The organism is Massilia pinisoli (assembly GCF_024753285.1).
In the GTDB taxonomy this organism is placed as follows: domain Bacteria; phylum Pseudomonadota; class Gammaproteobacteria; order Burkholderiales; family Burkholderiaceae_D; genus Telluria; species Telluria pinisoli.
The window spans coordinates 215,911-236,073 of sequence record NZ_JANUGW010000003.1 but is presented as its reverse complement, the minus strand read 5'-3'; the positions used below and the strand labels follow the sequence as shown (position 1 = coordinate 236,073).

Here is a 20,163-nt window from a genome sequence, read left to right as displayed (position 1 = left end):
GGCGCCACGCCAGCAGGGCAAGAACTCCCGGCTTTCGTCCCGTATGGGTCATGCGCGACTTGTCGTTATGCGGCCGCTTTCCCGATCGGAATCACCTTGTTGCCATCCGTCTTCCACGTGTCTAGCATGTCCGCCCATGCCTGCATCATCTGCGCACGCTCGATCACGTGCATTGCATGGTTGTAGGTACGGCGCACCGTGTTGACCTCGGTATGCGCTAACTGCCGCTCGATCCAGTCGGAGGCAAAACCCATTTCGTTCAACCGGGTGCTACCTGTCGTCCTGGTCGCGTGCGGACTGTATTTGCCGCCCCAGCCGAGTACATTCAGCATCTGTCTGAACGATGCTGTTACCATGGGTTTCGACCTGTTGTCCCGGTGAGGGAACAGGTGTTCGCGGTGGCCGGTAATGCCCTGTAGGGCGCGCAGCATGCCAACGGCTTGCCTGGGCAACGGCACGACATGCTCCTTCCGTTTTTTCATTCGCTCTGCCGGAATCCGCCAGATCGCTGCGTCGAGATCGAACTCGGCCCATCGTGCTTCGACCGCCTCGCTGGGCCTGCACAGGGTGAGCCACATTAAGCGAAATGCTGCGATAGTTTCGTGACGACCGCCATGCCCCTCGACGTCACGGAGGAGTTGGCCAATTTCCTCCTGATCCAGCGGCCGCTTGTGCTGAGTCTTATTCGCCGGTAGCGCCTTCCGCACGGGGTACACCGGATCGGCGTCAGCACGCAAGGTAGAAACTGCAAGCTCGAACACGCCTGACATAGTGCGCTTAGCTTCGGCTGCGACTGTCAGACCGTTCTTCTTGGCCGCGTTGTTTAACACGTCGAGGACGTGCGCAGGAGTGATGCTCTTGACTGGCAAGGTCCCGATCTTCGGGAACACGACGCGCTCAAGCATATTCAGACGACGGGCCTTGGTCGCGTCCTCCCAGTCCTTCATTGCCAGCCACTCTTTCGCCACTGCGTCGAATGTGGTTGCGCCCTCCTGTTCACGCTTGATGCGATCCAGCTGCCGCTTATGGGCCGGGTTAATTCCCTGCTTGACCAATGCGCGCGCCTTGGCACGCTCATCCCGCGCTTCAGACAGCGTAAAACTCCCGCCTGCGCGTCGTGCCTGAGCCTCCTCCAGCGTTTCGCCACGAGGAGCAGTGACGTAACCACCGATCGCAAAGAGGCTTTCCTTGACGATACCGCCCTCACGCAGCTCGAACCGATAACGCCAAGCCTTCACCCCGTTCGGTTTTACCTCCAGATACAATCCTTTGCCATCCGGCATCTTGTAAGGCTTGTCCTTGGGCTTCGCGTTGCGGCATTGGGTGTCGGCTAGCATGACTGTCTCCGGTTTAAACCGTACCCGGTATTCATCTCCGGGGCTCTGGCTCCTTACCCGGTATCGTACCCGGCTATTTTAAGGATGGCAACGGCCTCGGCCGGACAGATATGGACAAAAAAGGCCCCGGCGCCCTAGAGAAGCCAGGGCTTTCGTTGTCCGCTGGAATCCGCCGGATTCCGATCTCATGCTTAGACGTTGAACAGGAAGTTCAGCACATCCCCATCCTTGACGATGTATTCCTTGCCTTCCGCGCGCATCTTGCCCGCTTCCTTGGCACCCGCCTCGCCCTTGTAGGCGATGAAATCGTCGAAGGAGATGGTCTGGGCGCGGATGAAGCCGCGTTCGAAGTCCGTGTGGATCACGCCGGCCGCCTGCGGGGCGGTGGCGCCGACGGCGACGGTCCATGCGCGCACTTCCTTCACGCCGGCCGTGAAATAGGTCTGCAGGCCCAGCAGCTTGAACGCGGCGCGGATCAGGCGGTCGAGGCCCGGTTCTTCCATGCCCAGGTCGGACAGGAATTCCTGCTTGTCGGCGTCGTCCAGGTTGGCGATTTCCGATTCGATCGCGGCGGAGATCGCGACGATGGGCGCGTTCTGCTTGTTCGCGAATTCCGTCAGCTGGTCCAGCAGCGGGTTGTCCTTGAAACCGCTTTCCGACACGTTAGCCACGAACATCGCCGGCTTCGACGTGATCAGGCACAGCGGCTTGATCAGTTCCATCTCGTCGGCGTCCAGGCCCAGCGTGCGCACGGGCTGGCCTTCGTTCAGGTGCGGCAGCAGCTTTTCGATGATCGCGACCAGCTTGATGGCGTCCTTGTCGCCGGCACGCGCCTTCTTCTGCTCGCGGTGCAGCACTTTCTCGGCGGTGCCCATGTCGGCCAGCGCCAGCTCGGTCTGGATGACTTCGATGTCGTCGATCGGGCTGACCTTGCCGGCCACGTGCACGACGTTGTCGTCTTCGAAACAGCGCACGACGTTGACGATGGCGTCCGTCTCGCGGATGTGCGACAGGAACTGGTTGCCCAGGCCCTCGCCCTTCGACGCGCCGGCCACGAGACCCGCGATGTCGACGAACTCGACGATGGCCTTGACGACGCGCTCCGGCTTGACGATGGCAGCCAGCTGGTCGATGCGCGGATCCGGCACCTCGACGACGCCGACGTTCGGCTCGATCGTGCAGAACGGGTAGTTTTCAGCCGGGATGCCGGCCTTGGTCAGGGCGTTGAACAGGGTGGACTTGCCGACGTTGGGCAGGCCGACGATGCCGCATTTGAGACTCATGGGAAGCTTTCAGGGTCGAATTAACGAAACCCCGTATTGTACCTCCGCTTGCCTGCAAAGACCGCAAACTGGCCCGTATTCCGGGCTTTTCGTGCCGATCCGCCCCGTTCGCGTCGCTTAAAGCGGACGAATCGCCGCGCTGTCCGGCTTCGCGACGAACGCGGCGAACGCATCGCGCAGCCGCTCGCCCTCGTCCATCGCCTGGCGCCAGGCGCGGATGCGGGCGTCATGGTCGAGGCCGTAGAACTTGAAGTCGCTGCGGTCGATCAGTTTCCCGCGTGGCATTTTCGCAAGGAATTCCCGGCTCGGCGCGACGATCAGCACGTTGTCGAGCCAGCCACGATTCGGCCCGCGCGCCGCGCGCCGCCACGGCAACGCCTTGTCGAGCCAGCCCGGGACGATGTGCTCGGAGAAATGGGGATACAGCACGATGTCGCCCGGCGCCTGGTCGGCCACGCGCGCGTACGGCAGCGCCAGGTTGTAGTCGATGATGCCCCCGTCCCAGTAATGACCGGGCGGCGCGCCGGCGATGTCGCGCACGGGCTTCATCAGCATCGGCAACGTGCCGGAGGCGAGCAGGCCCGCCGTCAGGTTGTCCGGCGTGAGGGCCGAGAAATGCGTGGCGAAGCCGTCGAAGCGGTCGCGCAGCCAGGGCGCGTGCGCACGGCGGTCGCCGAGCACGACGCGGTCCATCAGGTGCGCCAGCTTGTCGCGCGAAAACAGGTTGTGCAGCGCCGCTGCCGCGAAACCGCGCATCTCCGCGTGGCGGTGGCCCGGCGCCGCGAGGGCACGCTTGCCGCGCACGGTCAGCACGTGCAGGCGGTAGTGCGGGTGGTTGACGATGTCGTCCTCGTGGCCGCGCACGAACTCGTTCAGCAGGCCCTGCACGACGGCGTCGATCTGGTCCTGGCTCGGCTTCGTGCTCGTGTAGCGCTGACCGCTGTACAGCTCGCCCAACCGGGTGAACGCCTGCACCGGATCGCGCTGGCACGCGGCCGCCATGCGCCAGGCGCCGATCGACGCGCCGATCAGGATGCGCTCGCGCGGCGCGCGCGGGAACCAGTCGCCGAACACCCACTGGTCGAGGGCACGGAACACGAGGCCCTTCGGTCCGCCCGCCGCCGCGGGCACGACGGCCACGTCGGCCGCCTGCAAACCGTGCGTGCGGATGCGGGCCAGCGCCAGCGGCCCCGCGTGGAAAGTCAGTGCGCTCATCCCCGGATTATCGCAGGACGAGCACGATTGCGTAGGCTCAAAGATCGGCGGGTGGCCCTCCGTAACATGGTCCGGTCGTCCTTCCGGTCCTCGCCTGGAGCCCGCATGCTCACAAGATATTGCGCCTTGCTCATCCTGACGGTCGTCGCCTTCTTGGCGCCGTACGGCACCGCGCGCGCCCACGCGCCGGCCCCATCCGTCATCATCGAGCAGCACGTGCGCCACTACGTCGTCGAGCCGGACGGCACGTACCGGCTCACGGTCGACGACGCGCGGACCATCGCCGGGCCGCGCGCCCCGGGCGACGACGGCCGCGTGACCATCCGCTACGACGGGGTGCGGGACGCGCTCGTGGCCGTGGACGCGTACACGCAAAAGCCCGACGGGCGGCGTATTCCCGCACCGGCGGGCAGTCCCGATCACGGGGCCGGCGCTCACATCGTCGCGTTTGCCGACGCGGCTCCCGGCGACCGGCTCGTGCTGCACTACGTCGTCCGGCGCCATGCGCCGCCGTTTCCCGGCCAGTTCGACGACCTGGCGGTGATATCACCGCACGTCCACCGCAACACCCTGCTGATCTACGATATGCCCGCCGCGATGCCGCTGCATGCGGATGCCGTCGGCTTCGTGCAGGTGCCGGGCGCCAGCCCGCCGGGCCGGCGACGCTACCAGTGGCGCTACGTGAACGGTGGCGATCCGCGTACGGAACCGGACGCCGTCAGCATCGTCGACGACGGCCCGCGCCTGGCCGTCTCCACGTTCGCCGACTATGCGGCGTTCGCGGCGGCCGCGCGCGCAGCCACGGCCGGCAAGTCCCTTCCCTCGCCGGCCATCGCGGCGCTGGCGCACCGGTTGACGGCAGGGTTGCCCGACGTGCGCGCCCGCGTGCCGGCCCTGTCGGAATGGGTCCGCCGCGTGGAAGGCAATGCGACACCGCGCGCGGCGGACGCAATGCCCGACCTGCGCCGCGGCGACCGCGAGGACCACGCCGCGCTGCTGCAAGCATTGCTGGCGGCCGTGGACATCGTCAGCACGCGGGCCCTCGTCAACGGCGGCAACGCCTACACGCTGCCGGACGCGCCCGTGCGCGACGTGCTCGACCACGCAATCCTGTACGTACCGGCGCTGGACCTGTTCATCGATCCTACGACGGACGGCGTGCGAGCCGGCAACTTGCCGCCGGCCCTGCTGGGCAAGCCCGCGCTGCTGCTGACGAGCGGGACGTTCGCCATGACGCCGGTGCTGCAGCCGCAGCGGATCCGCGCGGTGGCGGTGGTCGACATCGGCCGCGGCACGTTCAGCGTGGAGCGGGCCTTGTCGGGCGCGTTGGCCCGCGATGACGCAGGGGTCAAGCGCGATGACGCCGTCGGCACGCTGCACGAAGTGCGCCAACGCGCGCGCGGCGTCGACGTTGCCGCCACCCGCACCGCGACCGACGACGGCGGCGAGAACGACACGATGACGCTGTCCAGCACGGGCGCCGTCGACGACGTACCGCGGCACGCGGGCAGCACGGCGGCAACCTCCAGCCGCGCCTGGAGCGCCGTGGACGCCGCCGTCACGCAGTTGCTGCAAGTACGCGAGCGGCACCACGACTTCGTCTGCCCGGTCGTCGATGCCGAAGACGACACCCGCCTGCAGCCGCCGCAGGGCCTGCGGTTCATGTCGCTGCCCCGGCCCGCCGACGTCGTCGCCGAAGGCATCTTCTACCGTGCGACCTACGCCCGCGACCATGACGCCGTGCTGGTCACGCGCCGGCTGACGTTCCGCCACGGCCGCGCCACCTGCACACCGGCCGACGCCCGCGCGATGCGACCGGCACTGGAGCGCATCCGGCGCGACCTGCACAGCCGCCTCGCGGTCGCCACGCGCACGGCCGCGCATGCAACGCCGCGGCCATCGACGAACGGCTCAGGGCACGTCGTCGCGGGCAAACGCGTCGCGCCACCCGCGCGCGCGCAACGTGGCCACGGCCTCGTTCGTGAGGTCGAAGCGCAGGTCGACGCGGTCGCGGCCCGAGCGGTAGCCGGCGGGCCACCGCGCGATCTCGACGAAGCCGCAGCGGCGGAAGAAACCGGCCGTGTGCGGATGCGTGTCGACCGTGACGTAGCGGGGCCGCAGCTTGCGTCCAGCCATGTGCAGCAGGCGGTAGGCCAGCAGGGCGCGGCCGACGCCGGTGCCGTGGCGCTCGGCACGCACGAGGCCGAACACGAGCGTGCCGAGGTCGTAGAACTCAGACAATTCGTAGCCGCCGAAGCCGACGACCTCGCCAGCCTCGACGGCGACGAACAGCGGGCCGTCCGGGTCGTCCAGCGCGGAACGCAGCCATGATTCTTCGGCCGCCGGGAAATGCGCCGGCACGTTCGAGCGGAAAGCGGCCAACACGGCCTTGCGGTCGCCCGGGCGATAGCGTCTGATCTGCAATGTCATGTCGATGGCGGTGGTAGATACGTACCGCTATCTTCGCGCAATGCGGACAGCGCCGCACACGGTTGCGTCTTTCCCATCGAACGCACACCCGCGAAAATAAATCCGAAATACTTAGGTGATTCCGCACAACCCCTGTATATTCCATCGAGCACTACATCAAGTCGTCGTTATTGTTGGTTTCTTTCCCGTCTCGCCCGTCCGGGCATTCCCGTCTGATACCCCTCGGTTACATCTCTTGGTCGCATGTGCGCATCGGGCACTTTGCCCACAACATCTACTGGAGGTATCACCATGGCTACTCAAACCGGCACCGTGAAATGGTTCAACGATTCCAAAGGCTTCGGCTTCATCGCGCCTGACGCAGGCGGCGACGATCTGTTCGCGCACTTCAAGGACATCCAATCGGAAGGCTTCAAGAGCCTGACCGAAAACCAACGCGTCTCGTTCGAACGCGCGCCGAGCCCGAAGGGCGACAAGGCGAGCAACATCCGCGCGATCTAAGCATCGCGCACAGGGCCGCACCACGCAGATAGCATGGGCGTCCCGCACTAAAAGCCCGCTTCGGCGGGCTTTTTTGCGTCCGCGCGGCGCACCCGACAGTTCGCGCCTTGTCCACCACGGCAATGGCCGTTACATTAGGGCCATGCAACCTGATGAAACGATCACCGTCGAGGACGCCGTTCAGGTGCTGGCCATGGTCGGCGACCTGTCCATGGGCCTGCCGCCCGATCACTCGATCCGCACGGCCCGCCTCGCCGCACGCCTCGCGGAGGAAAACGGCGACGGTGCCGATGCCTGCACGAGCACGCGGCTCGTCGCCTTGCTGCGCTGGTCGGGGAGCACGGCGACGGCGGCCGGGTTCGCGCACCTGCTGGGCGACGACGTCCTCGGCCGGCATGCGATGGTCACCCGCACGTTGTCCGGCCACAGCGGCCTGACGTTCGCCAACGTGCTGCCGCTCGCGCAGATGCAGTGCGAAGTGGCGGGCGACATCGCCGTGCTGCTGGGGTTGCCGGCAGACGTCGAGAACAGCCTGCGCCACCTGTTCGGCAACCATCACCGCGGCGACATGCAAGACCTGCTGTTCGCCCCAAACATCCCGCGCGCCGTGTTCTACGTGCGTCTCGCCGGCGACCTGGAAGTGCTGGCGCCCGCGCACGGCACGGACGGCGCCCTGCGCCTCATCGGCGAACGGGCCGGCGTGAAATATCCGGCCACGCTGGTGCAGCGCTTGTCGCCGCATGCGCAGGATTGGCTGGCCATGCTCGAGGAACCGTCTTGCGCGGCCGACTATCCGGGGCACGACCGGCGTGTGCCGCTGTCGATCGTGGCCGACGTCATCGAGTTGAAGCTGCCCTGGCTCACCGGCTATTCGCGCCGCGTGGCCGCGCTGGCGCGGCGCAGCGCGTCGCTGGCGGGCATGCTGGCGCTGGAAGAAAGCCCGCTCGTACGGGCCGCCCTGGTGCATGGCATCGGCAAGGTCGCGGTGCCGAACATGGTGTGGGAACGACCGGGCAAGCTCGATGCGCTCGACTGGGACCAGGTCCGCAAGGTGCCGTTCTGGACGGCGCGTGCCGGTGCGCAGATCCCCGCCATCCAGAACGACGCGACGCTCGCCTCGTTCATCTACGAACGCCCCGACGGGAGCGGCTATTTCCGCAAGGCGCGCGGAGAAGCGATGGGCATGCAGGAGCGCCTGCTCGGCGCGGCGGCCGCGTTCATGTCGCTGTGTTCGCCCCGTCCGTGGCGTCCTGCGCATGGCGCGGCGGCCGCGTCCACGCTGATGACGGCGCAAGCGGCGGCCGGACGCTTCGACCGGCACGCCGTGGAGGCCGTGCTCGCGGCGGCGCGGTCCGCACCATCATCGTCACCCGTGCGCGACCGGCTGCTGTCCGACCGCGAACTCGAAGTGCTGCGCCACATCAGCCGCGGCGAAACGAGCCGCGAGGCCGCGCGTGCCATGCGTATCAGCCCGGCCAGCGTGCGCATGCACGTCGACAATATCTTTCAAAAACTGGAATCGGGATCACGCCCGGCCGCCACGCTGAAGGCGCTGGCGCGCGGGCTCATCTGAAAGCGGCTTCGGCTCAGGACAACAGCGCGCTCGCGGCCGCGCACAGCAGAAGGACCGACCACAGTCCGGTGGTCAACAGCGCATCGCGCGGACGAGCAGTCAGCAGCAGATGGTGGCTCAGTACGATGGTGCGATCTGCGCCGCAAGCGAACCCCGTAGCGGCCGCCAGCACGGAGACGGCCAGTCCCCAGTGCGTGAAGCTGGCATAGAGGTCGAGCAGCCCGATGGCATGGTCTCTCAGAAAAATAACGGCGCCGAGTGGCGCGAGCGCCGCGAGGATGGCCATCGCACAGCCGGCGAACAGCGCTGTGACAGCCCGGTTCGCGAGTGATACCGGCGCGCGGACGACGCGATGCGAACGGGTCGTCATGCCTTAGCGCCTCAGTCCGTGTGCAACTGCATCGTAGCCGCATTCATCTTGCCCTCGCACACCATCGGAATGATGCGCAGACTCTTGTCGATGGCTTCCTCGATCAGGGTCTGCTCTTCGCGGCGCGGGCGGTGCAGCACGAAATCGGCGACGGCCTGCTGCAGGTTCAACGTGCGCGGATGGCCGATGCCCAGGCGCAGGCGCCAGTAATCCTGCGTGCCGAGCGCGGCCGTGATGTCCTTCAGGCCGTTGTGGCCACCCGAGGAGCCGCCGCGCTTGAGCTTGGCGGCGCCGGGTGGCAGGTCGAGTTCATCGTGCACGACGAGGATCTCTTCCGGCCCGATCTTGAAGAAGCGCGCCAGTGCGCCCACCGACTGGCCGGAGCGGTTCATGAAGGTCAGCGGTTCGAGCAGCCAGACGTCCCTGCCCGAGATCGATGTCTTGGCGACCATGGCATTGAAGCGCGACTCGCGCTGCAGGTGGCAGCCGGGTAACGAGTTGGCGAGGTTGTCCACGAGCCAGAAGCCGGCGTTGTGACGGGTTTGTTCGTACTCCGGGCCGGGGTTGCCGAGGCCGACGATCAGGCGGATGTGCATAAAACGATGAAATCGAGCGTAAAGCTCGATTATCGCGTAAAACACGGCCGCGCTGCCGACTCGACGACAGCGCGGCCGTACACACCTTATTTGCTGGCGGCCACGGCTTCCAGAATCACCTTGGCGACGTCTTCCGGACGCGACTGCTGCGGCACGTGGCTCGTCGGCAGTTCCGTCGTCTTCGCGCCGATGGCCTTCGCGAAACGGCGCTCCAGGTCGGGCTGGATCATGCGGTCGTTCTTGCTGACGATGTACCAGCTCGGGTGGTTCTTCCAAGCGGCGACCGTCGTCTTCTCGCCGAACGCTTTCACGGCGATGGGGCCTTGCGTGGCGGCCATCACGGCGGCGTGCGGCGCGGGAACGTCCTGGGCGAAATTCTCTTTCAGCACGGCCGGCGACAGACTGGCGAAGCCGAACTTGTCGACCGTCAGCTTGGTGATGCCGGGCGCGGGCGGCAGGTCCTTGCCGAGGTCGCTGGTGGCCTGGCCGACGTCCGGCGCGAACGCGGCGACGTAGACGAGGCTCGCGACCTTGTCGCCGGCGCCCGCTTCCGTGATCACGGTGCCGCCCCACGAGTGGCCGACGAGCACGACCTTGCCGGGCTGGTTCTCGATCGCGCGCTTCGCGGCAGCGACGTCGTCGGCCAGCGACGTGAGGCTGTTCTGCACGGCCGTGACCTTGATGCCCTTGGCCTGCAGCAGCGGGATCACCTTGGCCCAGTCGGAGCCGTCGGCGAACGCGCCGTGCACGATGACGACGGACGGCTGCTCGGCGGCGGTAGCGGCGTGCGCGGCGCCGACGCCAGTGGCGGCGATGGCGGCGGCTGCGGCGACGTTGCGGAGGACGGTGGAAATCGATGCTTTCATGATGGCTCCTTGAAGTGGTTCGTTGTTGGGGTGTCGATGCAAGCCAGTGTAGAGAGATGCCCTCCCTCGCGGTATCGGTCGATCGACCGACCCCCACCCCTATCGAAAGACCGGGCCCGCCTTGCCCCGACGCGCCATCGTCGCTACAGTACCGGGATGCAAACCGACAACACCGTCACCGTCGAAGACGCCGTCCAGGCCCTGGCCCTCGTGGGCGACCTGTCCATGGGCCAGCCGACCGACGGCTCCATCCGTGCAGCCCGTCTGGCCGCGCGCCTCGCGCAAGCGGAGGGTGCGGAGCCGGATGCCTGTTGCCACGCGCGCCTCGTGGCGCTGCTACGCTGGTCCGGTTGCACGGCGAACGCATCCGGCTTCGCGACCTTGCTCGGCGACGACGTCGGTGGCCGGGACGCCATGCTCACGCACTCGCTGCCGGCCGGCCACCCGCTCACGGTCACGAGCGTGACGCCGCTGGCGCGCATCCATTGCGAAGTGTCCGGCGACATCGCGCGCCTGCTGGGGCTGCCGGTGGAAGTCGAGGCGGGCCTGCGCCACGTCTGGGAACATTTCGATGGCAATGGCTTGCCGGACCGGCTGCGCGGAGCGGCCATCCCGACCGTCGTCTTCTACGCGAGCCTCGCGGGCGACCTCGAGATCCTCGCGCGCACGCACGGCCTGCGCGAGGCGCTCGCGATGATTGCGGCAATGGCCGACCGCAAGTACCCGGCCGCACTCGCGCGGACGCTGGGTGACCACGCCGAGGCCTGGCTCGACGAACTCGACGCGCCGGCGCCCACGGTGACCGACCCGCTGCTGGCGCGGCACGTGCCGCTGTCCATCGTGGCCGACATGATCGAACTGAAGCTGCCCTGGCTGACGGGCTATTCGCGCCGCGTGGCCCAACTCGTGGAAGCGGCCGCCGCGCTGTCCGACCTGGCACCGGCGCAGCAGCAAAGCCTGGGCCGCGCCGCCCTCATCCACGGCATCGGCCGCGCGGCCGTGTCGAACATGGTGTGGGAACGCGACGGCCGGCTCAGTGCTGCGGACTGGGAAAAGATCCGGCTCGTGCCGTACTGGACCGCACGCGCCGGTGCCCAGATCCCCGCGCTGCGGGCCGAGGCTGCGCTGGCGTCGCACGCGTACGAACGGATGGACGGCAGCGGTTATTTCCGCAACCTGGAAGCGGATGCGCTGGGCCCGCCGCAGCGACTGCTCGCGGCCGCGTGCGCGTACGTGGCGCTGTGCATGCCGCGCCCGTGGCGGCCGGCCTACTCGGGCGACGACGCCGCACGCGTGCTGGGCGAGCAAGCCGACATCGGCGTCTTCGATGCGGCCGCCGTACGCTGCGTGATCGCGGCAGCGGGCGGCGATCCGGCCCCGGCGGCGGCGCGCAGGAGCCTGCTGTCCGAGCGCGAAGTCGACGTGCTGCGCCGCATCAGCCTGGGCGAAAGCAACAAGGAGGCGGCGCGGATTCTGCAGATCAGCCCGTCGACGGTGCGCACGCACGTGGAAAGCATCTTCCGCAAGCTGGCATGCTCGACGCGGGCCGCGGCCACGCTGAAGGCGCTGAACCTGGGCCTGATCTAGCCAACAAAAAACCCGCCGGACTCGCGTCGCGACGGGTTTGATGTGTGCACCGCCGGACGAACCGGCGGTCAGTGCAGCAATTACTCTGCAGCGGCTTCGGCCGTTGCGGCACCACGCGGGATCGACGAGGTGGCGACGGTCTGGTCCTGGCCGTGGGCGACCACGGTCACGCCTTCCGGCAGGGTCAGCTGCGACACGTGGACCGACTGGCCTGCTTCCAGGTTCGACAGGTCGACGGTGATGAATTCCGGCAGTTGGCCCGGCAGGCAGGACACTTCCAGTTCGTTCAGCACGTGCGACACGATCGCGCCGCTCAGCTTGACGGCCGGCGAGACGTCGGCGTTGACGAAGTGCAGGGCGACCTTGGTGTGGATCGGTTGCGAAGCGTCGACGCGCTGGAAGTCAGCGTGCAGGACCAGTTGCTTGTATGCGTGCATCTGGAAGTCACGCAGCAGGACTTTCTGCGTCTTGCCGTCCAGTTCCAGATCCAGGATCGAACCGTGGAAAGCTTCTTTCTTGAGCGCGTGGAACAACGCGTTGCCGTCCAGGGCGATCAGTTCCGGGGCAGCGGCGCCACCGTAGATGATGCCCGGGGTCTGGCCGGCGTTGCGCAGGCGGCGGCTCGCTCCGGTCCCCTGCTGAGTACGTGCAAATGCGACTACTTTCATGGTGTTACTCCAAAGTGTGGGTCCGAATGCCGGCATGTACCGGCCCGGTGACCCGGATTGTGATGCCCCCGCGACCAGGGGCATCGGTAAAAGAGCGCACTCGCGTACGCTCAAGAAATTCTGTGAATCTTTGATGCGTCAACGGCGCGCCGGCTTGTCAGCCAGGCGCGCCGCGCTTGAAACCTTGTTGCGATCAGTCGACGAACAGCGAGATGACCGAATCGCCCTTGACGATACGCTTGAACGTCTCGGCCAGCAGCGGTGCGCAGGTCAGCTGGCGGATCTTGCCGCATGCCTGGGCGGCTGGGCTCAGCGGGATCGTGTCGGTGACGACCAGTTCGTCCAGCGGCGAGTTCGCGATGCGCTCGATCGCCGGGCCGGACAGCACCGGGTGCGTGCAGTATGCGACGACTTTCTTCGCGCCACGCTCTTTCAGCACTTCGGCGGCCTTCGTCAGCGTGCCTGCCGTGTCGACCATGTCGTCCATGATCACGCAGTTGCGGCCTTCGACTTCACCGATGATGTTCATGACTTCCGACACGTTCGCCTTCGGACGACGCTTGTCGATGATCGCCAGGTCGCAGCCGAGGCGCTTGGCCAGCGCGCGGGCGCGCACGACGCCGCCGACGTCCGGCGACACGACGAGCAGGTCGTCGTAGTTGCGCTTCTGCAGGTCACCCAGCAGCAGCGGCGACGCGTAGATGTTGTCGACCGGGATATCGAAGAAGCCCTGGATCTGGTCGGCGTGCAAGTCCATGATCAGGACGCGCTCGACGCCCGCTTCCTGCAGCATGTTGGCAACCACCTTGGCCGAGATCGCGACACGCGCCGAGCGCGGACGGCGGTCCTGGCGGGCATAGCCGAAATAGGGAATCGCCGCGGTGATGCGGCCAGCCGATGCGCGCTTGAGAGCGTCGACCATCAGCATGATTTCCATCAGGCTGTCATTGGTGGGAGCGCAGGTCGATTGCAGGACGAAGACGTCCTTGCCACGAACGTTCTCGTTGATTTCGACCATGACTTCGCCGTCGGAGAACTTCGAAACCACGGCTTTGCCGAGGGGAATGCCGAGGTTTTTTGCGACCCCTTCTGCTAGCGCCGGATTGGCATTGCCGGTAAAAACCATCAGGTTTTCGTAAGCCATGGGAGTCCCAGAGATGTAAGCGTTGAAAGAAGAACTTGAAAGCCGCTGATCGTCGAATGATGAGCGTTGAACCACAAAAAAAAATGAGCCGCTCATTGGCGGCTCCATTTTTATCTGCCTGCTGGAGCACTCGTCATCGTCAGCTCAGGCAAAGAAACTTTGGCAGGGGAACAAGGATTCGAACCTTGGTATGCCGGAATCAAAATCCGGTGCCTTAACCAGCTTGGCGATTCCCCTACACTGAAACTACAGCTCGTCGCTGCATTCGATAATTATATCGTCGAATGCGTCGACAGGCAAAATTTTATTCTACAACTCATTGATTTGCAAGAGCGATTTCATCGGATGGCTCTGCAGTGCCTGCGCTTTCCACGCCTTCCACCGTCCCGGTACCTGTGCCAGTACCCGCTCGGCTTCCTGCTCTGTGGAGAACGCGCAAAACACGCACGATCCGGAACCAGTCATCCTGGCCGCTCCGTAACTTCCCAACCATTCGATCGCCTCGGCTACCGGCGGGAACTGGCGGGCTGCCACGTCCTGCAAATCATTTTTCCCGAAGCCAATCAAATCATTCGATTCGACATGTCTTCTGGAAAAGTCCGATATTGTGATGGCTTTCGTGTTTCTTGTCAAATCGGGTGCCGTAAAAATTGCAACGGTGGGCACCGCGACGCCCGGTTCGATGACGACATACCAGCAATCCGGTCCCGGCACCGCCTGCAGCGCCTCGCCCACGCCTTCCGCGAACGCCGTCTCGCCGAACAGGAAGAACGGGATGTCGGCCCCGAGCGGCAGTCCGAGCGCGATCAATTCCGCATCCGTCAGCCCGGCCTGCCACAAGTGATTCGCGGCCATCAGCGCCGTCGCCGCGTCGGACGAACCGCCGCCGAGCCCGCCACCCATCGGCAGGCGCTTCTCGACGGCGACGGCTATCCCCGGCGGCAGGCGGCCGTGGCGGCGCACGTACTCCGCCTGCAGCGCACGCAGGGCGCGCACGATCAGGTCCTGCTCTTCGGGCACGCCGGGCACATCCGTCGTGCGCACGATGCGCTCGTCGTCGCGCAGGTCGAAATGCAAGGTGTCACTGCGGTCGATGAGTTGAAACACGGATTGCAGCAGGTGGTATCCGTCCGGCCGGCGGCCGACGACGTGCAGGAACAGGTTCAGCTTGGCCGGCGCAGGGCAATCGTGCAGAGAGGTCGCCGTCATGTCAGGCCACCGGATCGATGACGATGCGGATCGTCAGCGCATCGCCGACGGCCGTCGTGCTGCGCTCGGCATCGATGCGGCGCGGCATCGGGGCGCCGCCCGGGCCGTTCTGCCATTCGACGAAGCGCAGGCGCCAGCCGTCGTTCGTGACGACGCTGTCGTGCGCGGGCGACGCCGCGAAACGCTTGCCGCTCGCGTCGACGGCATAGCCTTGCAGCCAGTCGCGCAGGCCGCTCACGGGCAGGGTCCAGCCGAGGGATTTGGCCGTCAGCGTGTCGATGTCCTTTTCCACGCGCGGCGCCTGGCCGGACTGTTTCAACGTGGCCGTCCCGGGCGTCACGGTGATCTCGGCAACGGTCTGGCCCAGCGGCGAGAACAACGCCACGTCGACGCGGCCCGGACGCTGCGTCCACGTGAAATTGCCGTTGATCGATTGCGGCTGGCCATCCTTCTGGTAGGTCGCCGCGAGGCGGCCGTTCAAGTCGATGGTGTCGCGATACGCGCCCACCTGGGCGGTCGGGTTGGCGAGCGGGACGTTGGCGGTGGTGGCGCAGCCGGCCAGGGCAGCGGCGAACGCGGCTGCGAAAACGAAACGGGACAGTGGGTGCATCGGCATCAATCGGCGAGTCAAATCAGTGAGTCAATAAACCGACGGACGCCGCAGCGTCCGTTCTTTGTTGCTGGGCAACCTGCCCATTATTTCACAGAGTCTCGTGGAGGCGCGCCAGCGTACTCTTCAGCGCATCGTTCTTCGGATCCTTGCCTTGCGCTTCGCGCCACAGCTTGCGGGCATCGTCCTTCTGCCCCTTTTTCCACAGCACCTCGCCCAGGTGCACGGCGATCTCCGGATCGTTGCGCAACGTGTAGGCCTTGCGCAGATGGGTTTCCGCGTCGTCCAGCTTACCCATGCGATATTGCACCCAGCCCATGCTATCCAGGATGAACGGGTCGCCCGGCGCCATCTTGAGGGCCTTGTCGATGAGTTGATAGGCTTCCTTCAGGCGCACATTGCGGTCGGCCAGCGAGTAGCCGAGGGCATTGTAGGCCTGCATATTGTCCGGCGACTTGGCGATGACCTTGCGCAGCGATTTTTCCATGACGGCCGTCTTGCCCAACTTTTCCGCCATCAGCGCGTAGTCGTACAGGAAATCCATATTGTCCGGGAAGCGCTTGACGCCCTGCTCCATCAGCTTGAACGCTTCCTTGGGCTGGCCCGCGTCGCGCAGGATCTGGGCGTCGACGAGCACGATCTGCGCCTGCTCCGTCTTGTCGGCCGTCTTCAACGTGCCCAGCAGCTTACGCGCGCCGGCCACGTCGCCCTGCTTCGCGGTCAGCTGGGCGCGGCGCAACTGGGCGCCGAACTGGATCTTCGGGTCTTCGCTGTCGAGCCGGTCGAGCCAGTCGGCCGCGGCCTTGTAGTCGCCCCGCTCTTCGGCCAGCTGGGACAGGATCATGACGGCCTTCGACGGGTCGCGCTCGTCTTCCGGCGCCTTGTCCATCACGTCGACGAAGTGCGTGAAATATTTTTCCGCAGCCGGACGATCGTTCATCTGCATCGACAGGATACCCAGCGCGTACAGGGTGCCCGGATTGTCGGGCTGGGCCTTGTCGAGCGTGAGGAATTCCTGGCGCGCGGCCTCGTACTGCTTTTCGTTGACGAGCAGGCGGGCGTACGCGGCGCGCACCTCGCGCGCGTCCGGGTGGGTGGCGAGGAAGTCCTTCAGCACGTTGATCGCGCCGCCTTCGCTTTCGCTGACCTGGGCCAGCGTGAGGGCGGCGATCTCGGAATCGGGCTTGATCTTCAGGGCGGCCTGGGCCTCGCGCTGCGCGGCGGCCTTGTCGTTGCGCGTCAGCGCGGCCTGCGCCAGCACGACGTGCGTTTCCATCAGGTCGCCGTAGGGCGCCACGAGACGCTCGGTCATCGCGGCGGCTGCGTCCTTGTCCTTCGCGCGCAGCAGCAGTTGCTGCATCTGGAACATCATGAGGCCGCGGGCGCCCGGGGTCGCGTCCGCCAAACGCTGTTTCAAGATGGTTTCGGCCTCGCCGAGGTTGTCGGACAGGATGATCAACCCCAAATAGTACTGGCTGGCCTCTTCGGAGTCCGGCGCGTACTGGCGCCACAGCTTCACCGCGGCGAGGGCATCGTCGGCCTGCTTGGCCGACAGCGCCATCTCGGCGGCGCGCTTGGCCAGGCGCGGGTCCTTCGTTTGCTGGGCCAGGCTCATCATCGTCAGATACGGGCCTTGCCAGTCGCCGTTCTTGTACGCCATCTCGGCCTGCATCAGCTGCGTCATCATGGCCGGGCTCATGTTGACGTTCGGGAGCTTCTCGTCGGTGTCGTCACCTTTCTTCGTGGCCTCCGGGTGGTCGCGGGCTTCGGCGGCGGCGAGCGGCTGGTCGGACAGGTCCTGGGCCGGTTGCTGCTGCTTGGGCGCCACAGCGCAGGCGGACAGCAGTGCGGAGAGGGTTACAATGGCGAAAGCGTTTTTCAAGGCAAGTCCCACGTCGTCGAGATTGTCCGATTCTACGCCATGCACCCGCTGTGCGTCCGCCGCAGCAACACGAATTTACATTCCTCTCACGTTGTTAATCGTTCATGCCTGAATTACCAGAAGTGGAAGTCACGAGGCGCGGTGTCGCGCCCCATCTGGAAGACCGTGTCGTCGAAGACGTCGTGCTGCGCCGCGAAGGCCTGCGCTGGCCGTTTCCACCGAACCTGCGCGAGCTGCTCGCCGGCCGCCGCATCCTCGGCACGGGCCGGCGCGGCAAATACCTGCTGCTGAATTTCGAGCACGGCACCTTGATCGTCCACCTGGGCATGTCCGGCCATTTGCGCGTGCTGCCCGAAGGTGTCGAGCTCAGGAAGCACGACCACTTCGACCTCGTCGTGCGCGGGCCCGAGGGCCGGCGCGTGCTGCGACTGCACGATCCGCGCCGGTTCGGCGCCGTCCTCTGGCATCACCACGACGACGGCGAACTGGAGCAGCACGTGCTGCTGCGCGACCTGGGCGTCGAGCCGCTCGAAGACAAATTTTCCGGCGCGCTGCTGCACAAGGCCACGCGCAACCGCAGCGCACCCATCAAGCAGGTGCTGCTGGCGGGCGACATCGTCGTCGGCGTCGGCAATATCTACGCTTGCGAGAGCCTGTTCCGCGCCGGCATCAACCCGAAGACGGCGGCCGGCAAGATCAGCCGGGCCCGCTACGACAAGCTGGCCGACGCGATCCGCGACATCCTCGCGGCCGCCATCGTGCAGGGCGGCAGCACGTTGCGTGACTTTATTGCCGTAAATGGTCAATCCGGCTATTTCCAGCAGACATATTTCGTCTATGATCGTGCAGGAGTGCCTTGCCGCAACTGTGGCACCCCGGTCCGCCAGATCAAGCAGGGCCAGCGGTCCACGTTCTATTGCGCGGTCTGCCAGCGGTAAGGTCAACGACGAGGCGCGAAACATGCAGGATCTACAACATTACGCGGATTGGCGCGCACAGGTCGCCCAGGCGCTGGAACAATATCGCGGCTGGGCCCAGGCGGCCGAGCTGCTGGACGGCGCCGCGGACCAGCGCGTCGCGCGCGCGCTCGCGCGGCTGCGCGACGACCGGCTGTCGGTGGCGTTCGTGGCGGAATTCTCGCGCGGGAAATCGGAGCTGATCAACGCGATCTTTTTCGCGGACTACGGCCAGCGCATCGTGCCGTCGAGCCCCGGCCGCACGACCATGTGCCCGACCGAATTCGCGTGGGACGCGAGCCTCGCACCCAGCATCCGCCTGCTGCCGATCGAGACGCGCGCCGAGCGCATGGCGACGAGCGATTATCGCGACGCGCAGGACGCCTGGACCGTGCTGCCGCTGGACCTGTCCGCGCCCGAGCGCATGCACGAGAGCTTCCTGCAGGTGAGCCTCACGCGCCTCGTCGCGCCCGAAGAAGCCCAGCGCTACGGCCTGTACGACCCGGACGACCCCGACCTCGCCGCCACGCTCGGCGCGGACGGCCTCGTCGAGATCCCGCGCTGGCGCCACGCACTCATCAACGTGCCGCATCCGCTGCTCAAGCAGGGTCTCGTCATCCTCGACACGCCGGGCCTGAACGCGATCGGCACGGAGCCGGAACTCACGCTGAACCTGATCCCGAACGCGCACGCCGTGCTGTTCATCCTGGCCGCCGAGACGGGCGTCACGAAGAGCGACATCGACGTCTGGCGCACGCACATCGGTTCGGGCCCGGGCCGCATCGTCGTGCTGAACAAGATCGACGCGCTGTGGGACGAGCTGCGCACGCCGCAGGACAACGACGCCGCCATCACGCGCCAGCAGCACGACGCGGCCCGGCTGCTCGGTGTCGCGGATGCGCAGGTCTTCCCTGTCTCCGCGCAGAAGGCCCTCGTCGGCAAGATCACCGGGGATCTCGGGCTGTTCGAACGGAGCCGCATGGGCGCGCTGGAATCGGCGCTGTTCCACCAGCTGATCCCGGCCCGCCAGGACATCCTGCGCCGCCAACTGCAGGACGACCTGGCGGCCTTGACGAACGAGCATTCGGCCCTGCTGGGCGCGCGCGGACGCGACCTCGTCGAGCAGCTGCAGGAACTGCAAAGCCTGCGCGGCAAGAACCAGGGCGTCATCGCGCACATGATGCGGCGCGTGGAGATGGAAAAGAAGGAATTCGACGCGAGCCTGTTCAAGCTGCAGGGCACGCGCGCCGTGTTCACCACGTTGTCGACGGAGCTGTACTCCCTCATCGGCATGGACGTCGTGCAGGGCCACGTCGACGCCGTGCGCACGGCGATGGAAGCCGCGCGCTTCTCGACCGGCATGCGCGCGCCGGTGCGCACGTTCTTCGAGCAGGCGCGCGCGAGCCTCGATGCGGCCAGCGGCAAGATCGCCGAGATCGCCGCGATGATGGAGACGATGGTGCGCCGCTTCTCCACCGAACACGGCCTCGCGCTCGCGCAGCCCGCGACGTTGTCGCTCGAGCGCTACCGGCACGAGATCGACGCCATCGAGGCCATCTACCTGAAGCAGTTCGGCACGGCCACGTTGCTCATCACGAGCCGCAACGCGCTGCTCGAACGCTTCTTCGACTCGATCGCGTCGCGCGTGAAATTCGCGTTCCGCGAGGCGAACGGCGATGCGGAGGCCTGGCTGAAGGTGGTCATGGCGCCGCTGGAAGCGCAGATCCGCCAGCACCGCGACCAGCTGCGCCAACGGCAGGCGTCGATCCAGCGCATCCTCGACGCCACCGACACGCTGGAACAGAAAATCGCCGCCTTCGAGGCGGCCCAACACGACCTGGAGCAGGTCAAGGCGCGCCTCGCGGGGCTGTCCGGCGCGGTAGCTGCCGCGCTGCGCGCCGACCTGCCCGAACTGCAGGCCGCCTGAGGACCCCGG

General features: G+C 66.4%; 17 protein-coding genes, 1 tRNA gene and 1 pseudogene. 6 read left to right on the top strand and 13 right to left on the bottom strand.

Translation table 11 applies throughout. The annotated features are described in order from the left end of the window. Positions 1-65: 65 nt before the first annotated feature. The 3 genes from NX784_RS05305 to NX784_RS05295 all read right to left on the bottom strand — a co-directional run bounded on the left by NX784_RS05305 (position 66) and on the right by NX784_RS05295 (position 3,835). A complete protein-coding gene (locus NX784_RS05305) occupies positions 66-1,337 on the bottom strand; it encodes a tyrosine-type recombinase/integrase (protein WP_258815622.1) in 1,272 nt (423 codons plus the stop codon). A gap of 191 nt (positions 1,338-1,528) precedes the next feature. Then, a complete protein-coding gene (gene ychF, locus NX784_RS05300; RefSeq protein ID WP_258815621.1) occupies positions 1,529-2,620 on the bottom strand; it encodes a redox-regulated ATPase YchF in 1,092 nt (363 codons plus the stop codon). 117 nt (positions 2,621-2,737) lie between these two features. Further along, a complete protein-coding gene (locus tag NX784_RS05295) occupies positions 2,738-3,835 on the bottom strand; it encodes a patatin-like phospholipase family protein (RefSeq protein WP_258815620.1) in 1,098 nt (365 codons plus the stop codon). Positions 3,836-3,901: 66 nt separating this feature from the next. On the opposite strand from NX784_RS05295, the pseudogene NX784_RS28925 reads away from it, so the two are divergent. Then, positions 3,902-4,504: pseudogene (locus NX784_RS28925) on the top strand (DUF3857 domain-containing protein); the annotation flags it as partial. A gap of 1,242 nt (positions 4,505-5,746) precedes the next feature. On the opposite strand, the gene NX784_RS28920 reads toward NX784_RS28925, so the two are convergent. Next, positions 5,747-6,265, bottom strand: a complete 519-nt coding sequence (locus tag NX784_RS28920) for a GNAT family N-acetyltransferase (protein ID WP_370662909.1) — start codon at positions 6,263-6,265, stop codon at positions 5,747-5,749. Between the two features lie 291 nt (positions 6,266-6,556). Between NX784_RS28920 and NX784_RS05285 the strand changes: the two genes are divergently transcribed. Continuing rightward, entirely contained in the window at positions 6,557-6,766 is a 210-nt protein-coding gene (locus NX784_RS05285) for a cold-shock protein (protein ID WP_036238858.1), read from the top strand. Positions 6,767-6,908: 142 nt separating this feature from the next. Next, complete coding sequence (locus NX784_RS05280) at positions 6,909-8,339, top strand: HD domain-containing phosphohydrolase (protein ID WP_258815618.1); 1,431 nt, start codon at positions 6,909-6,911, stop codon at positions 8,337-8,339. Positions 8,340-8,352: 13 nt separating this feature from the next. Here NX784_RS05280 and NX784_RS05275 read toward each other — a convergent pair whose 3' ends face one another. From NX784_RS05275 to NX784_RS05265, 3 genes are all read right to left on the bottom strand, one after another. Continuing rightward, positions 8,353-8,709: a hypothetical protein gene (locus NX784_RS05275; RefSeq protein ID WP_258815617.1), complete on the bottom strand. Its 357-nt coding sequence runs from the start codon at positions 8,707-8,709 to the stop codon at positions 8,353-8,355. An 11-nt stretch (positions 8,710-8,720) separates the two neighbouring features. Continuing rightward, complete coding sequence (gene pth, locus NX784_RS05270) at positions 8,721-9,305, bottom strand: aminoacyl-tRNA hydrolase (protein WP_258815616.1); 585 nt, start codon at positions 9,303-9,305, stop codon at positions 8,721-8,723. Between the two features lie 86 nt (positions 9,306-9,391). Continuing rightward, on the bottom strand, positions 9,392-10,171 hold the full coding sequence (locus NX784_RS05265; protein WP_258815615.1) for an alpha/beta fold hydrolase: 780 nt from the start codon (positions 10,169-10,171) through the stop codon (positions 9,392-9,394). A gap of 156 nt (positions 10,172-10,327) precedes the next feature. Here NX784_RS05265 and NX784_RS05260 point away from each other — a divergent pair, with 156 nt between their 5' ends. Then, positions 10,328-11,758 (top strand): HD domain-containing phosphohydrolase, encoded by a 1,431-nt coding sequence (locus NX784_RS05260; RefSeq protein WP_258815614.1) that lies wholly within the window; start codon positions 10,328-10,330, stop codon positions 11,756-11,758. Positions 11,759-11,838: 80 nt separating this feature from the next. Here NX784_RS05260 and NX784_RS05255 read toward each other — a convergent pair whose 3' ends face one another. The 6 genes from NX784_RS05255 to NX784_RS05230 form a co-directional block, all read right to left on the bottom strand. Continuing rightward, a complete protein-coding gene (locus NX784_RS05255; RefSeq protein WP_258815613.1) occupies positions 11,839-12,426 on the bottom strand; it encodes a 50S ribosomal protein L25/general stress protein Ctc in 588 nt (195 codons plus the stop codon). 193 nt (positions 12,427-12,619) lie between these two features. Beyond that, positions 12,620-13,570 (bottom strand): ribose-phosphate pyrophosphokinase, encoded by a 951-nt coding sequence (locus NX784_RS05250; RefSeq protein ID WP_056126570.1) that lies wholly within the window; start codon positions 13,568-13,570, stop codon positions 12,620-12,622. Positions 13,571-13,730: 160 nt separating this feature from the next. Further along, a tRNA-Gln gene (locus NX784_RS05245) sits at positions 13,731-13,807 on the bottom strand. Between the two features lie 72 nt (positions 13,808-13,879). Further along, positions 13,880-14,779: a 4-(cytidine 5'-diphospho)-2-C-methyl-D-erythritol kinase gene (gene ispE, locus NX784_RS05240; RefSeq protein ID WP_258815612.1), complete on the bottom strand. Its 900-nt coding sequence runs from the start codon at positions 14,777-14,779 to the stop codon at positions 13,880-13,882. Between the two features lies 1 nt (position 14,780). After that, entirely contained in the window at positions 14,781-15,389 is a 609-nt protein-coding gene (locus NX784_RS05235) for an outer membrane lipoprotein LolB (RefSeq protein ID WP_307735856.1), read from the bottom strand. Positions 15,390-15,480: 91 nt separating this feature from the next. Continuing rightward, the gene (locus NX784_RS05230) at positions 15,481-17,271 is read right to left on the bottom strand and encodes a tetratricopeptide repeat protein (RefSeq protein ID WP_258815610.1); all 1,791 of its coding nucleotides are present in this window, start codon (positions 17,269-17,271) and stop codon (positions 15,481-15,483) included. Positions 17,272-17,375: 104 nt separating this feature from the next. Here NX784_RS05230 and mutM point away from each other — a divergent pair, with 104 nt between their 5' ends. Together mutM and NX784_RS05220 are read left to right on the top strand one after the other, a co-directional pair. Further along, positions 17,376-18,209, top strand: coding sequence for a bifunctional DNA-formamidopyrimidine glycosylase/DNA-(apurinic or apyrimidinic site) lyase (gene mutM, locus NX784_RS05225; protein WP_258815609.1), 834 nt, complete (start codon positions 17,376-17,378; stop codon positions 18,207-18,209). Positions 18,210-18,231: 22 nt separating this feature from the next. Next, positions 18,232-20,154, top strand: a complete 1,923-nt coding sequence (locus tag NX784_RS05220; protein WP_258815608.1) for a dynamin family protein — start codon at positions 18,232-18,234, stop codon at positions 20,152-20,154. Positions 20,155-20,163: the final 9 nt, after the last annotated feature.